The organism is Roseibium sp. SCP15, assembly GCF_040329435.1.
In the GTDB taxonomy this organism is placed as follows: domain Bacteria; phylum Pseudomonadota; class Alphaproteobacteria; order Rhizobiales; family Stappiaceae; genus Roseibium.
This window is the reverse complement of record NZ_JBDZYI010000006.1, coordinates 13,156-27,908: the sequence shown is the minus strand read 5'-3', so window position 1 is coordinate 27,908 and position 14,753 is coordinate 13,156. Positions and strand designations below refer to the sequence as shown.

The following is a 14,753-nucleotide window of genomic DNA, read 5'->3' as shown; positions in this document are numbered from 1 at the left end:
CACCTTTCATTCAATGCTTCACTGTTGACATCTACCTAACGACCGTTAGAAATAAATGTCAACAGCTCGTGTCGAATTGGAGATTTCGATGGATGCAATCGAGAGAGACTGGATAACCCTGGATGTATCGGATGCCGTCGGTACGCTGACACTGTCTGCACCTGACCAGCTGAACGCCATCCATAAGCCGATGATGGATCAGCTTATCCGGCGGCTTGAGGACCTCCATGAGGACGAGAGGGTCAGGGCGGTGATCGTGACCGGTTCGGGGCGAGGTTTTTGCGCCGGGGCCCATGTCGGCGAGATGGCTGCCCTCGAGGACAAGGGCTCCGGCATATACAAGCTGCTCCACGACGGCTGGAACCGGGCGGTGCGCCTGATCCGGTCCATGCCGAAACCCGTCGTCAGCGCGGTCAACGGCATTGCGGCGGGAGGCGGTGTCGGTCTTGCGCTCTCCGCGGATATGGTGCTGGCGGCCCGGTCGGCCCGTTTCATCCAGGTGTTCGGACCAAAGTTGGGCGTTATTCCGGACGTCGGAAATACCTGGTTTCTTCCCCAGGCCATGGGCAGGGCGAAAGCCATGCAGTTGATGCTGACTGGAGAAACGCTTGGCGCTGCACAAGCCGAAAACCGGGGCCTGATTGCACGCTGTGTCGAGGATAACGATCTTCCCCGCGAAGCGTTCACCCTTGCCCATGACCTTTCTCGGGGGCCGATTGAGGCCTTCGTCGAAATCAGGAAGGCCGTCGACAAGGGCCTGACATCCAATCTGGAGCAGGCTCTCGATCATGAACGCGACACCAACGCGCGTCTTTGCGCAGGCCCGGATTTTGCGGAAGGCACTTCTGCTTTCGTCGACAAACGCAAGCCGGACTTTACCAGATCTCCAATTCAAGACGACAGGACTGAAAGATGAGTGCACTCGGGTTTGACGCAACAACAACCAGCAGCTTCTTCTTTGAGGAGGAACACCATCTGCTGCGCGCGCAGGTGCGACGCTTTGTCGAAGAGGAAATCAAACCCAATGCCAATGCCTGGGAAGAAGAAGGCGCAACGCCGCGCGAGCTGTTGCGCAAGATGGGCGATCTCGGATTTTTCGGCATTCGTTATCCCGAGCAGTACGGTGGATCGCACATGGATGAACGCGCCACGGTCGTTCTGGCTGAAGAGCTCGGACGATGCACTTATGCAGGCGTTGCCATCACCGCGCTGGTCCATACGGACATGGCTTCGGTTCATATCTTCAATGCCGGCAACGATGCACAGAAGGAAAAGTATCTGCCCAGGGTTATTTCAGGCGACATCATTACTGCGGTAGGTGTCACCGAACCCGACGCAGGCTCGGATGTGAAGAGCATTCGGACAACAGCCAGGCGAGAGGGTGACGGCTATGTTCTGAACGGTGCCAAGACCTTCATCACAAACGGCGTTCTTGGCGACGTTTACTGCGTGGCGGCGAAAACCGATACGAGCGGCAGGCCCAGTCAGTCGGTGACCATGTTCATCGTGGAAAAGGGCACGCCGGGTTTTTCCGTTTCAAGATCGCTGAAGAAGCATGGCTGGCTGAGTTCCGACACGGCCGAACTGTCCTTTGTCGATGTATTCGTTCCTGCAGAAAACGTGCTCGGACAGGAAGGCCGTGGTTTCTACGAAATCATGAAGAACTTTCAGAACGAGCGGCTTGTGCTTGGCGCCATGGCGATGGGCGAAGCACAGGCAGCGATCGAAATGACAGTCAATTATGTCAGGGATCGCAGGGCTTTCGGAGCGCCACTCTGGGACAAGCAGGTCATTCGCAATCGTCTGGCAGAACTGAGCGCGAAGGTCGAAGCCGGACGACAGATGGTTTATGCCACTTCAGCCCGTGCCGCGCACGGCGAGGACCTTGTCCGGGAAGTCTCGATGATCAAGGCCTATTGCGGCGAACTGGTGAACGAGGTCATGTATGCCTGCGTTCAGTTTCACGGCGGTATGGGTTTCATGCGGGAAAGTGCTATTGAACGCATGTCGCGTGATGCGCGGGTGCAAGCCATAGGTGGCGGCGCAACCGAGGTCATGCTGGAAGAAGTCGCCAAACGGATGTAACCGCATGGAATACTGGTCGTTTTCAAACGGGTTCGGGTTGGACAACCTGATCAGAAAGACGGGCGAACTCCCTCGCCCCGGTCCACGTGACGTCTTGCTGGAAATGCGGGCGGTTTCGCTGAATTACCGCGACCTTGTCGTCATGCGCGGACAGCATGGAAAGATGGTCCAGCCACCGCTCATTCCCCTGTCGGATGGAGTTGGTGTGGTCGTCGAAACCGGAAAAGACGTAACCGGTTTCAAAATCGGTGACAGGGTCTGCCCTGCCTTTTACCAGCACTGGCAAGGCGGTCCTCCTCCCGCCGACCTCGAAGTCGGACGACTTGGCGGTCCCCTTGACGGTGTTCTTGCCAGTCACTGCGTATTCCCGGCCTCAACCCTCGTTCGGGTTCCGGACCATCTCAGCGACGAAGAGGCTGCCACCCTGCCCTGCGCGGGCGTTACGGCCTGGAGCGCCTTGAGCGAACCGGCTCCGATCCGCCCCGGCGAAACAGTTCTCATTCTTGGTACCGGCGGTGTTGCGTTGATGGCCTTGTCACTTGCCAAGGCTTCCGGCGCCCGCACAATCATCACGACTTCCGGACCTTCGAAAGCAGAGAAGGTCCGAGAGCTCGGCGCGGACATCGTGATTGACAGATCAACTGAGGAAAACTGGGCTCAATCAGTCCGAACGGTAACAGGCGGCATTGGATGCGACCGCGTTCTGGAGCTGGGTGGCGCGGAAACCCTTGCAGCTTCCATCAAGGCTGTCAGAACAGGCGGAACCATTGTTCTGATCGGAAATGTCACGGGTAACAAGGCGGAACTGTTCCTGCCGCTCGTGCTGACACGACGCCTGACACTTCACTCGGTTTCCTGCGGATCGCGCGCCGCCTTCCAGGCAATGAACCGGGCACTGGAGCAACACGAAATCCGGCCGGAGATTTCCGAAATCATTTCCTTTGATACAGCCCCAGCTGCTTTCACGGCCCTTGAAACGCATAAAGGCGTTGGAAACATCTGCATCTCTTCCTTTCAAGGGAGCGACAAGTGAGCGAAGAAGCCAAACCCTCCAGGCAGAGATCCAAGGCGAAGGCCGCGGAGGCCCGGCGTGAAATCCTGGGAGTGGCGGCGCGCATGATGCGCGAGATCGGATATGCCGACATGTCCCTGAGGGACCTGGCTGCCGAAGTCGGCATGAAAGCTGGAAGCCTTTACTATCATTTTCCTTCCAAGGAAGCGCTGGCCTCGGAAGTCATGCGTCTTGGGGTCGAGATGGTGGAAGACGCTGTGAAGGGAGAATTGGAGCAAAGCAGTCACCTGTCCGCCCGGGAGCGGCTCATTCTTGCGATGCGCATACACTTGAAAACTCTTTTGTCGGAGAGCGATTTTTCATCCGCACATATTCGATGCTACCCCTTTGTGCCCGATACGGTCAGGGAAGAACTGAAAGCGGTGCGCCGTGCTTACAACTCGGTCTGGAATGACATTATTGGCGCTTATCTGGGCGCGGCGGCGACGCCGGTCCAGATCCGACATTTGCGCTACACTTTGCTCGGTGCCATGAACTGGTCGCTGGAGTGGTTCAACTCCGACCGAGACGATGTCGACACTTACGTGGCTTCAATCGCCGGGTTGCTTCCAGAACAGGAATAGCGAAATGCCCATTCCGCCACACAGGCACCGGTCCTGGCTATTTGTTCCGGCAGACGATGCCAGAAAAACGGAAAAGGCGCTGTCGGCTGGCGCCGATGCCGTCATTTTCGACTTGGAAGATGCGGTCTCACCTCAGCGGAAAGCCGAAGCCCGCACAATGACGGCAGCCAGGCTTCAGCTCCAAAGTGGGTCGGCTCGCTACGTACGCGTCAATGGTCTGGATACCGATCTGACGGAACTCGACGTCGCTCATACCATCGCAAGCTCTCCGGACGGCTATCTGCTGCCCAAGTGCGAAGGGCCGCAGGATATCGATCGCTTTGCCGGGATTATCCGGGCCCACAATCCCGACAAGCTCCCGGGTATCGTTGCAATCTGCTCCGAAACGGTTCGAGCTGTCCGCAATCTCATGCGGCTCGATTGGGCGCACCCGCTCCTGACCGGACTGACCTGGGGCGGTGAGGATCTGCAGGCCGACCTAGGCGCCCTGACAAACCGGGATCAGGACAATTCTTATCTTTCGCCCTTCGCAACGGCACGTGATCTGGCTCTCTTTGCCGCCAGGGATGCCGGAGTGCTGGCGATCGATTCCGTTTATACCGATTTTCGCGATGAAAAAGGCTTTGTGCGTGAGACACAGCAGGCGCGGGCGATTGGCTTTGATGGGAAGCTTGCCATACATCCGGCGCAGATTGATCCCATCCATCAACAGTTGGCCCCTACAAAGAATGAGCTGGATTGGGCGCACCGCGTGATTGAAACGCTGCAGGCCGCCGGTGACGGGGTCGCTCAGCTTGACGGAAAAATGCTCGACCGCCCACACCTGAGGCTCGCGGAAAAGATCCTCAGAAGCGTGCAGGAGTGAACCGTTTCTATTCCGAAAGACGCAGTTCGGCGACAAAGTCGTAGGCGTCGCCGCGATAAAGGGACTTGGTGAACTCGGCGACGCGTCCGTTTTCCTGATAGGAAATGCGCTGGATGTTCAAACCGGCGTCGCCTTCGGCAACTCCGAGCAGTTCGGCATCCTCAGCCGACAGATTGACCGCCGAGATCTTCTGCAGGGCACGTACCGGGCGTTGACCAGTCAGGTCAAGGACCTCGTATAGCGAGGTGATGACCTGCAGCGGATTGGGCAGGATGTCGAGAGGCAACGCCGCACGCTCCAGGGCCATCGGCCGGCCGTCCGCCTCGCGCAAGCGCGAAATGCGTGCCACCGAGGCGTCGGGCTGCAGCTCCAGTATGGATGTTTCTTCCGCCGAGGGGAGAAAGATGCCGCGCTCAAGCCATTTCGACGTCGTCTCCATCCCCCGCCGTTTCATGTCTTCGCTGAAGGAGGTGAGAAACGAGAGGGACTGCTCAACCTTTGGAGCTGCCTCACGAATGAAGGAACCGGATCCCTGCCGCTGTTCGATAAGACCCTTTTGAACCAGTTCCTGGATCGCCTTGCGAACGGTTACGCGAGACAGTTCCGTCATGTCCGCCAGCTCACGCTCGGGCGGCAGAGAGCTGTTGGGGGCCAGAACGCCGTCGTTTATGCCGTCTTCAAGCCGTCGGCAAAGCTGGACATAGCGTGGCCCTGCATTCTCGGACAGCCAGGCGTCCGGCTGCAGAAATTCAGCTACACTGAGCATTCGGACAACTCCTCTGCAAATTCGCGGGCCAGGGACAGCGCTCCATCGATCGGTTGCCCCTTGGGTTGGGCAAGTGCCTGCTGCATCCGCACATCAAGATAAGGCGCGTAGTGCGCGGCAATTCCACCTGTCAAAAGCAGCGGCAATCCTTCCGACCAACCAAGAGCACGCACGTGCGTTGCAATGTGATCCGCCCCTGATCGCATTATCTCTATTGCGGCCGGATCGTTCTCCGCCGCCGCTTCAGTCACGCCTTTGGCAAGATTGCCGAAATCAGCTGGTGAGGCATTTCCTGCAAAAGCAACGATACCTGCAGGGCTGCCAAACTTTTCCAGCAGGTGTTCGGTCAACTCCGAAACAGGCCGAACACCATCCTGAACCATCAACACGGCACTGAGCGCCTTGCGCCCGACCCATTGAGCCGAGGCCTCATCACCAAGGACCGGGCCCCACCCCCCTGTCAGTACAATCCGCCCAGCGCGCTGCATCGCCTGAAAGGAACCGGTCCCGCAATGCACCAGGATCCCGTCATCTCTTCCCAGCGCACCGCGAACGGCCGAGGGGCGGTCATCCTCGACACGCACATGCTTCAACGGCAAACGCGCAGCCACTTTCGCCACGATTTCAGGCCACGATGCGCCTGCCAGACCTATATATGCAGGAACCGGCTCAAATGCCGCTGCGGGGATATCGAGCTTGCGCGCCAATTCGCCCAGACCGCTGACGATTTCCGCCACACCACTTTCAAGGTCCGTCGACACATTGGCGCTACCGGCTTCAACAATGTGCTTTTGTCCGCCAATCATGCATGCCACCCGGCAACGGGTGCCACCGCCATCGATCGCGATTGTCTGAAGCTGGTACGTCATATTGATACCTATATAATACCTATTTCCAGATGAAAAGGCCACCCCCCCTCCAAAACGCCTGATTTTGTCAGATTTGCTTACGAAATTTAAACGAAAAAGAAAATGGTAGACTAATGGTATTAAATAGGTATGATTACCCGGAATTTGGAGTAATCGAATGCCGCCACGTAAAACCGAGCAGCTCTATGCGATGGAAAAAACGCTGGACGCCTTGCCTTTGAGCGAGGCCGCGTCAGCCATTGCCAGAGCGAACGTGGAAGCCGCGCAAGCGGTGGAGGCCTGCTCCGGCGTCATTGCCAAAGGGGCTGCCGTCATGGCGGCTGCCATCCGTAATGGCGGAACGCTTTACTACGCTGCTGCCGGTTCCTCCGGCCTGATGGCCGCCGCGGACGGAATGGAGCTGGGTGGAACGTTCGGCATCCCCACCAGACAGGTCAAGATCCTGATGGCAGGTGGAATTCCGACAACCGCCGACATGCCGGGCGACGTGGAAGATGAAAGCCACGGCCTCGCGACAGCGCTGGAAACCATCGGTCCGAAGGACTGTCTTGTCGTGGTGTCTGCAAGTGGCGATACGCGCTATGCCGTCAAGGCGGCGGAACTCGCAAAAGCTGCCGGGACACCGATCATCGCGATTGCAAACAATGAGAACGCGGCCTTGTTCGACCTTGCGAACCACGCCATTTTTCTCAACACGCCGCCGGAAATTCTATCCGGCTCGACCCGACTGGGAGCCGGGACAGCGCAAAAGATTGCGCTGAACACATTGTCGACCCTGATGGGTGTCGAGCTTGGCCATGTCTATCGCGGCCGAATGGTCAATCTGCACGCGGATAACGAAAAACTTCACATGCGCGCGCGCCGGATTGTTCAGGACATCGCCGATGTGGACGAAGCAGGCGCATTACACGCTTTGAAGGCGGCAAACAACGACGTGAAAGTTGCCTGCCTCATCGCTTTCGGGGTCAAATCCCGGGAAGAGGCACAAGCCATCCTACGGTCCGAAGAAGGCCGGGTAGACCGTGCAATGGCACGGTTGGAACTGACAAATACCTGAATTCAAGAATTAACTGGAGGAGCCATAATGATACGCAAGACAGTTGCCCTTGCCCTGGCAGGAACCGCATTAACATCCACAATCGCATTTGCTGAAGACGCAACGCTCACCATTGAGAGCTGGCGGAATGACGATCTGACCCTCTGGCAGGAAAAGATCATTCCGGCTTTTGAAGCAAAACACCCGGGCATCAAGGTCAAGTTTTCGCCTTCCGCCCCGGCCGAATACAACGCCGTTCTGAACTCCAAGCTTGACGCGGGCAGTGCCGGAGACCTGATTACCTGCCGTCCGTTCGACGCTTCGCTTGCCCTTTATGATGCCGGTCACCTGACAGATCTCAGCGACCTGGACGCCATGTCGAATTTCTCCGACGTTGCCAAGTCCGCCTGGCAGACCGACGACGCTTCGGCAACGTTCTGTGTGCCGATGGCATCGGTGATCCATGGCTTCATCTACAACAAGGACGCCTTTACAGAGCTTGGCCTTGAAGTTCCGAAAACCGAAGAAGAGTTCTTCGCGGCGCTCGACAAGATCAAGGAAGACGGCTCCTACATTCCCATGGCCATGGGCACGAATGACCAGTGGGAAGCAGCCACGATGGGCTACAACAACATTGGCCCGAACTACTGGAAGGGTGAAGAAGGCCGTCTGGCACTCATCAGCGGTGAACAGAAGCTGACGGATCCGCAGTGGGTTGCGCCTTTCGAGACGCTCGCCAAGTGGGGTCCGTATCTGGGCGACGGCTATGAAGCACAGACCTATCCGGACAGCCAGAACATCTTTACCCTCGGTCGGGCGGCAATCTATCCGGCTGGTTCCTGGGAAATTGCAGGCTTCAACACGCAGGCCGATTTTGAACTCGGCGCGTTCAAGCCACCGGTCCAGAATGCTGGCGATACCTGCTACATTTCCGATCACACCGACATCGGCATCGGCATGAACGCCAAGTCGGAAAACCCGGAAGCTGCACGTACGTTCCTGGCCTGGGTGGCCAGCCCGGAATTCGCTTCGATCATGGGGAATGCCCTGCCGGGCTTCTTCCCGCTTTCGAAAGAGCCGGTCGAGCTGGAAGATCCGCTCGCCAAGGAATTCGCAAGCTGGCGCGACGAGTGTGAATCCACCATTCGCTCGACTTACCACATCCTGTCCCGTGGCACGCCCAACCTGGAAAACGAAACCTGGGGCGCATCTGTTGCAGCGATTAAGGGAACGTCTTCTCCGGAAGAGCTTGGTGCCAAGCTGCAGGATGGCCTTGCCACCTGGTACGAGCCTCAGAAATAAGAAACTGACACCCCTCCCCGCCTTTCCGGTCGGGAGGGGTTTGCAATTCAAGGCGAAACGCGGCGGGTTTCTACACATCCGCCCGGATGGTTTCTTGTGGGATCGTTTTGCTTGCCGACTGCAACCGGCACAGCGCTCAGGAAATGAGAACGACAGTGAGCCAGCACAAACCCAAAATCCGATGGCACATCATCGTGTTCCTGGCGCCTGCGGTGCTGGTTTACACGGCGGTGATGATCTTCCCCCTGTTCAATACTCTGCGGCTGGCGCTTTACAGCCAGATCGACCAGACACGTGTCTTTGTCGGCCTGCAGAACTTTCAGTCCCTGTTCGGCGATCCGATCTGGTCTGATCAGTTCTGGAATGCGCTCGGCAACAATTTCTGGTTCTTTTTCATACACATGATTGTGCAGAACCCGATCGGTATCGCTCTTGCCGCAATCCTGAGCCACCCGCGTCTGCGCTTCGCCGGCCTGTATCGTTCGGCCATCTTCATTCCAACGATCCTCAGTTTCGTGATCGTCGGGTTTGCCTGGAAGCTGATCCTGTCGCCGATCTGGGGTATTGCGCCCTCGATGCTTGATGCCATTGGCCTGAAGTTTCTCTATACGCCCTGGCTCGGCAAGGAAGACTATGCACTGACGACGCTGTCGCTGATTTCCGTCTGGCAGTTCGTCGGCATACCGATGATGTTGATCTATGCCGCTCTGCTCTCGATTCCCGAGGAGATCCTTGAAGCCGCGGAACTTGACGGCATCACCGGGATGTCCGCCTTCTGGAAGATCAAGCTGCCGTTGATCCTGCCGTCCATAGGCATCATTTCGATCCTGACATTCGTCGGCAACTTCAATGCCTTCGACCTGATCTACACCGCGCAGGGAGCATTGGCGGGGCCGGATTTCTCAACCGATATCCTGGGCACGTTTCTCTATCGCACCTTCTTCGGTTTTCAGCTGCAACTGGGCGACCCTTACATGGGCTCCGCGATTGCAAGCGCCATGTTCGCGATCATCCTGATCGGCGTCTGTATCTACCTCTTCGGAATACAGACCCGGATGCGCCGATATCAGCTTTGAGGTGGACCATGCATAAGGCACGCACAAACCCGCTCAATACGCTGGCAATGCACGGAGCGCTGATCCTTTACACGCTCATTGCACTGTTTCCGGTGTTCGTCATCCTGATCAACAGCTTCAAGACCCGGAAGGCAATCTTCCGGGAGCCGCTGGCGCTGCCGACCACCGACAGTTTTTCGATGATCGGCTACCAGACCGTGATGAAGCAGGGAGATTTCTTCCTCTACTTCCAGAACTCGATGATCGTGACAGTGGCATCTCTGTTTTTCATCCTGCTGTTCGGTGCCATGGCCGCGTTTGCGCTCAGCGAATACAGGTTCCGCGGCAACATGCTGATGGGGCTCTATCTGGCGCTCGGCATCATGATCCCGATTCGCATCGGGACCGTCGCCATCCTGGAAATGATGGTTGCGACGGGTCTGGTGAACACTCTCATGGCCCTGATTCTGGTCTACACCGCCCAGGGCCTGCCGCTAGCGGTGTTCATCCTGAGCGAATTCATGCGCCAGGTGTCCGATGACCTGAAAAACGCCGGCCGCATCGACGGCCTCACCGAATATACGATCTTCTTCAAGCTGGTACTGCCTCTTGTCCGCCCGGCCATGGCGACAGTTGCAGTGTTCAACATGATCCCTATCTGGAACGACCTCTGGTTCCCGCTGATCCTGGCGCCGGCTGAAGAAGTGAAAACACTGACCCTGGGCAGCCAGGTCTTTATCGGCCAGTTCGTGACCGACTGGAATGCCGTTCTCTCGGCCCTGTCGATGGCGATCCTGCCGGTTCTCATCCTCTATGTCATTTTCTCGCGCCAGCTTATCCGCGGCATTACGTCAGGAGCGGTCAAATGAAACGTGTCCTTATCGTCGGCCTCGGCAACATGGGGATCTCCCATGCTCTGGCCTATCACAAGCTCCCTTCGGCCCAGGTCGTCGGACTGGTCAATCGCTCACCCGCAACCCTGCCGCCGGAGCTTTCCGACTACCCTGTCTTCACAACATTTGAAGCCGGTATGGAAACACGGCCGGACATCGTGGTTGTTGCCACATATTCGGACAGTCATGCGGACTATGCATGTGCGGCGATGGATGCCGGAGCACATGTTTTCGTCGAAAAGCCGCTGGCGACCAATGTTGCCGATGCCAGGCGGGTGGTGGCAAAGGCCAGGGAAACCGGACGCAAGCTCGTGGTCGGGTATATCCTGCGCCACCATCCTTCATGGCAACGCCTCATCAAGGAAGCGCAGGACCTTGGCGGTCCGTTCGTCTTCCGCCTGAACCTCAACCAGCAATCCAGCGGCTCGGAATGGGAAACCCACAAGGCTCTCATGCGAACCACCAGCCCGATCGTCGATTGCGGCGTTCACTATGTCGATGTGATGTGTCAGATCACCGACGCGGAACCTGAGCGGGTGCATGGAATGGGTGTGCGCTTGAGCGACGAGATTGCGCAGGACATGTACAATTATGGCCAGTTCCAGGTCGTCTTCGCTGACGGCTCGGTGGGCTGGTACGAGGCCGGCTGGGGTCCGATGATGTCCGAAACCGCCTTTTTCGTGAAGGATATCGTTTCACCTAACGGGTCCGTTTCGATAACCGACAGCGACAAGGGTGCCTCGTCCGATATTGACGGTCATACCAGGGTCGGCGGCATCCTCGTTCACAAACCAAATGGCGATCAATTGATCGAACTGCCCTCCGAACCCGGACACCAGGAACTTTGTGACGCCGAACAGGCCTTCGTGCTCAAGGCAATCACGGAAGACATGGACCTTACCCGCCACATGAACGACGCGGTGAACTCTCTGGCAATCTGCCTTGCGGCGGATGAAAGCATTCGCAGCGGCAAGCCCGTTATCTTGAAGGAGACCGAGCAATGACGGCTTTGACACTGAAAGGCGTCAACAAATCTTTTGGTGCCGTCCATGTTCTGAAAGACATCGATCTGGAGGTCGAAGACGGCGAATTCGTGGTCTTCGTCGGTCCGTCGGGTTGCGGGAAGTCAACCTTGTTGCGGGTGATTTCGGGGCTTGAGGATGCCTCTTCCGGCGAGATCACTATCGGGGGCAAGGTGGTCAACGCGACGCCTCCGGCCAAGCGTGGCATTGCCATGGTCTTCCAGTCCTATGCGCTTTACCCGCATCTCAATGTTCGCGGCAACATGTCCCTTGCTCTGAAGCAGGAGCGCCAGCCGAAAGCGGAGATCGAGAAGCGTGTTGCCGAAGCCAGCCGGATGCTCAATCTGGAAGATTATCTGGACCGGTACCCGTCGGAACTTTCCGGGGGCCAGCGCCAGCGCGTGGCAATCGGGCGTGCAATCGTCCGGCAGCCGAAACTCTTCCTGTTCGATGAACCGCTTTCCAACCTCGACGCCGCGCTGCGCATGAACACACGTCTGGAGATCTCAAGACTTCACAGGCAACTTTCAGCGTCGATGATCTATGTGACCCACGACCAGACCGAAGCCATGACCCTGGCTGACAAGATCGTTCTCCTGCGCGACGGCCGCGTCGAACAGGTTGGCAGCCCGATGGAGCTCTACAACAATCCGGCAAACCAGTTCGTCGCCGGCTTTCTTGGGGCTCCTTCGATGAATTTCCTTCCTGCAAGCACGCTGATCAATGGCGACACACGCACGCTCGGCATCCGGCCGGAAGACCTGGTGCTGGATCCGGAGGGGCCCCTCTCGGGCCGCGTCTCCCACATAGAGAACCTTGGCGGAGATACAAACCTGATTGTCGACACCGACGCATCGGAGCTGACGGTCCGCCTGTTCGGCCAGCATCGCATCGATGTCGGAGAGCAGATCCGCATATCGGCTCAGCAGGACAAGCAATATTTCTTCGACCAGAACGGCCAGCGCATCACCTAATTGGCCTTAAGGTAAATTTGGCTGCAAATCCGCGGAAAACCGACGGCTCCACCTGGAAACATTTGTGCTTTCCGGGTGGTGGCCGGGTGCCCAGATATCCACTGCCCGGCCTGAAATCCAACACGCGGGCTTGTTCGCGTGGTATCATCTGAGCCAACGAATCCAGCACGAATCAGAAATCGCACTTTATTTTGAAAGCGAAAAATTTACGGAATCCAAAAGATTGGATTGCCTCCGCGGAGGAGCACCCCATGTATCCTTATAGGGGTCGATTATGCGGAATCGCCTTAAAATGGAAGTCGAATGATGGAGATCTACACACGGTTCGCCGAAGACTACAAAAATAAGAAGCTGGAAGAGCTTTCAATCCAGGATTATCTCCTGGGTTGTAGAGACGATCCGCTCATGCGCGCCACGGCGGCAGAGCGAATGATGGCCGCGATTGGAGAGCCCGAGGTCATCGATACGAGTCAGGACCAGCGTCTTGGCCGTATATTCATGAATCGAACAATCAAGCGATACGCGCCGTTCAAGAACCTTTACGGCATGGAAGCGACGATCGAGCGCATCGTCGGCTTCTTCAGACATGCCAGTCAGGGTCTGGAGGAGCGCAAGCAGATCCTTTATCTGCTCGGACCGGTCGGTGGCGGCAAGTCCAGTATCGCTGAAATTCTCAAGCGATTGATAGAACAGGAGCCGATATACGTGCTCAAGGCTGGCCATCAGCTCAGCCCCATTTACGAGTCGCCTCTCGGTCTGTTCAGTCCTGAGCGCATGGGCGATCTGCTTGAGGACAAGTACAACATTCCCAGAAGGCTTTTGTCGGGACTGATTTCGCCATGGGCGGCAAAACGCCTGCAGGAATTTGATGGCGACATCTCGAAATTCACCATCGTGAAGCTGTTTCCCTCGCGGCTGCAGCAGATCGGCGTGACGAAGACCGAACCCGGCGACGAGAACAACCAGGACGTTTCCTCCCTGGTCGGCAAGCTCGATATCCGGAAGCTGGAGGAATTCAGCCAGAACGATCCTGACGCCTACAGCTTCTCCGGTGCACTCAACCGGACGACGCAGGGTCTGATGGAATTCGTCGAGATGTTCAAAGCACCCATCAAGGTGCTGCACCCGCTTCTGACGGCAACGCAGGAGGGGTCATACGTGGGCACCGAAAACATCGGCGCCCTGCCCTATCGCGGCCTGATCCTGGCGCATTCGAATGAATCCGAATGGCATCAGTTCAAGAACAACAAGAACAACGAAGCGTTTCTGGACCGCATCAGCGTTGTTAAGGTGCCTTATTGCCTTCGCGCCACCGGCGAAGCTGAAATCTATGAAAAGCTTCTGAGTGAAAGCGCGCTATCGGACGCGCCCTGCGCACCCGAGACCCTGCCGCTTCTGGCAAGGTTCAGCGTACTGACCCGTCTACACGAGCATGAAAACTCGACGCTTTATTCCAAGCTCCGGGTTTACGACGGCGAAATGCTGAAAGACGCCGATCCCAAGGCAAAGTCGCTGCAGGAATACCGGGACGCGGCTGGTGTCGATGAAGGCATGAACGGCATATCGACGCGCTTTGCGTTCAAGGTTCTGTCGGAAACCTTCAACCATGATACCGAGGAGATCTCGGCTGACCCGGTTCACCTGATGTATGTGCTTGAACAGGCCATCAGGCGGGAGCAGTTCGACAAGGAAACCGAGAGCAAATATCTCGACTTCCTCAAGACGGAGCTTGCGCCGCACTACGCCGAATTCATCGGTAATGAAATCCAGAAGGCCTATCTGGAATCCTATACCGATTACGGCCAGAACTTGTTCGACCGGTACATTGCTTATGCCGATGCCTGGATCGAGGAGCAGGACTACAAGGATCCGGACACGGGCCAGATTTTCGACCGTGAGGTTCTGGAAAAGGAACTCGAAAAGATCGAAAAGCCGGCGGGCGTTGCCAACCCGAAGGACTTCCGGAACGAGGTCGTCAAGTTCGTGCTGCGTGCACGCGCAGAGAACCACGGCCAGAATCCGGACTGGCGGCGTTATGAGAAACTGCGTCAGGTCATCGAAAAACGCATGTTCGGCAAGGTCGAGGAACTGTTGCCGGTGATCAGCTTCGGCGCCAAACGGGACAAGAAGACCGACGCCAAGCATCACGAGTTCGTCGAGCGCATGACCGGGCACGGTTACACCAAACGTCAGGTCAGACGCCTGGTCGAATGGTACATGCGCGTCAACAAGGCAGGGTAAGATACGTGGA

14 protein-coding genes are annotated in these 14,753 nt (G+C 57.2%); 12 read left to right on the top strand and 2 right to left on the bottom strand.

Annotated elements, in window-relative coordinates:
- Positions 1-88: 88 nt before the first annotated feature.
- Genes ABLO27_RS26230 through ABLO27_RS26210 form a run of 5 tightly spaced genes read left to right on the top strand, consistent with a single transcriptional unit; the run spans position 89 to position 4,585 of the window.
- Positions 89-916: an enoyl-CoA hydratase/isomerase family protein gene (locus ABLO27_RS26230; protein WP_353037063.1), complete on the top strand. Its 828-nt coding sequence runs from the start codon at positions 89-91 to the stop codon at positions 914-916.
- The gene (locus ABLO27_RS26225; RefSeq protein WP_353037062.1) at positions 913-2,085 is read left to right on the top strand and encodes an acyl-CoA dehydrogenase family protein; all 1,173 of its coding nucleotides are present in this window, start codon (positions 913-915) and stop codon (positions 2,083-2,085) included. Before ABLO27_RS26230 ends, ABLO27_RS26225 begins: the two co-directional genes overlap by 4 nt.
- 4 nt (positions 2,086-2,089) lie before the next feature.
- On the top strand, positions 2,090-3,118 hold the full coding sequence (locus ABLO27_RS26220; protein WP_353037061.1) for a zinc-dependent alcohol dehydrogenase family protein: 1,029 nt from the start codon (positions 2,090-2,092) through the stop codon (positions 3,116-3,118).
- Complete coding sequence (locus tag ABLO27_RS26215) at positions 3,115-3,720, top strand: TetR/AcrR family transcriptional regulator (RefSeq protein ID WP_353037060.1); 606 nt, start codon at positions 3,115-3,117, stop codon at positions 3,718-3,720. The genes ABLO27_RS26220 and ABLO27_RS26215 overlap by 4 nt, the downstream gene beginning before the upstream one ends.
- A gap of 4 nt (positions 3,721-3,724) precedes the next feature.
- Positions 3,725-4,585 (top strand): HpcH/HpaI aldolase/citrate lyase family protein, encoded by an 861-nt coding sequence (locus ABLO27_RS26210; protein WP_353037059.1) that lies wholly within the window; start codon positions 3,725-3,727, stop codon positions 4,583-4,585.
- A gap of 7 nt (positions 4,586-4,592) precedes the next feature.
- Here ABLO27_RS26210 and ABLO27_RS26205 read toward each other — a convergent pair whose 3' ends face one another.
- Both ABLO27_RS26205 and ABLO27_RS26200 read right to left on the bottom strand, forming a co-directional pair.
- A complete protein-coding gene (locus tag ABLO27_RS26205; RefSeq protein WP_353037058.1) occupies positions 4,593-5,351 on the bottom strand; it encodes a GntR family transcriptional regulator in 759 nt (252 codons plus the stop codon).
- Positions 5,339-6,220, bottom strand: coding sequence for a BadF/BadG/BcrA/BcrD ATPase family protein (locus ABLO27_RS26200; RefSeq protein ID WP_353037057.1), 882 nt, complete (start codon positions 6,218-6,220; stop codon positions 5,339-5,341). The genes ABLO27_RS26205 and ABLO27_RS26200 overlap by 13 nt, the downstream gene beginning before the upstream one ends.
- A gap of 157 nt (positions 6,221-6,377) precedes the next feature.
- Here ABLO27_RS26200 and ABLO27_RS26195 point away from each other — a divergent pair, with 157 nt between their 5' ends.
- From ABLO27_RS26195 to ABLO27_RS26165, 7 genes are all read left to right on the top strand, one after another.
- Positions 6,378-7,277, top strand: a complete 900-nt coding sequence (locus tag ABLO27_RS26195) for an N-acetylmuramic acid 6-phosphate etherase (RefSeq protein ID WP_353037056.1) — start codon at positions 6,378-6,380, stop codon at positions 7,275-7,277.
- Between the two features lie 27 nt (positions 7,278-7,304).
- Positions 7,305-8,558 carry an ABC transporter substrate-binding protein gene (locus ABLO27_RS26190; RefSeq protein ID WP_353037055.1) on the top strand — a complete coding sequence of 418 codons (1,254 nt, stop codon included), beginning with the start codon at positions 7,305-7,307 and terminating at the stop codon, positions 8,556-8,558.
- Between the two features lie 155 nt (positions 8,559-8,713).
- Positions 8,714-9,634, top strand: a complete 921-nt coding sequence (locus tag ABLO27_RS26185) for a carbohydrate ABC transporter permease (protein ID WP_353037054.1) — start codon at positions 8,714-8,716, stop codon at positions 9,632-9,634.
- A gap of 8 nt (positions 9,635-9,642) precedes the next feature.
- The gene (locus ABLO27_RS26180) at positions 9,643-10,482 is read left to right on the top strand and encodes a carbohydrate ABC transporter permease (protein WP_352948775.1); all 840 of its coding nucleotides are present in this window, start codon (positions 9,643-9,645) and stop codon (positions 10,480-10,482) included.
- On the top strand, positions 10,479-11,510 hold the full coding sequence (locus ABLO27_RS26175) for a Gfo/Idh/MocA family protein (RefSeq protein WP_353037053.1): 1,032 nt from the start codon (positions 10,479-10,481) through the stop codon (positions 11,508-11,510). Before ABLO27_RS26180 ends, ABLO27_RS26175 begins: the two co-directional genes overlap by 4 nt.
- Positions 11,507-12,502, top strand: a complete 996-nt coding sequence (locus ABLO27_RS26170) for an ABC transporter ATP-binding protein (RefSeq protein ID WP_353037052.1) — start codon at positions 11,507-11,509, stop codon at positions 12,500-12,502. The genes ABLO27_RS26175 and ABLO27_RS26170 overlap by 4 nt, the downstream gene beginning before the upstream one ends.
- A 303-nt stretch (positions 12,503-12,805) precedes the next feature.
- A complete protein-coding gene (locus ABLO27_RS26165; RefSeq protein WP_353037051.1) occupies positions 12,806-14,743 on the top strand; it encodes a PrkA family serine protein kinase in 1,938 nt (645 codons plus the stop codon).
- Positions 14,744-14,753: the final 10 nt, after the last annotated feature.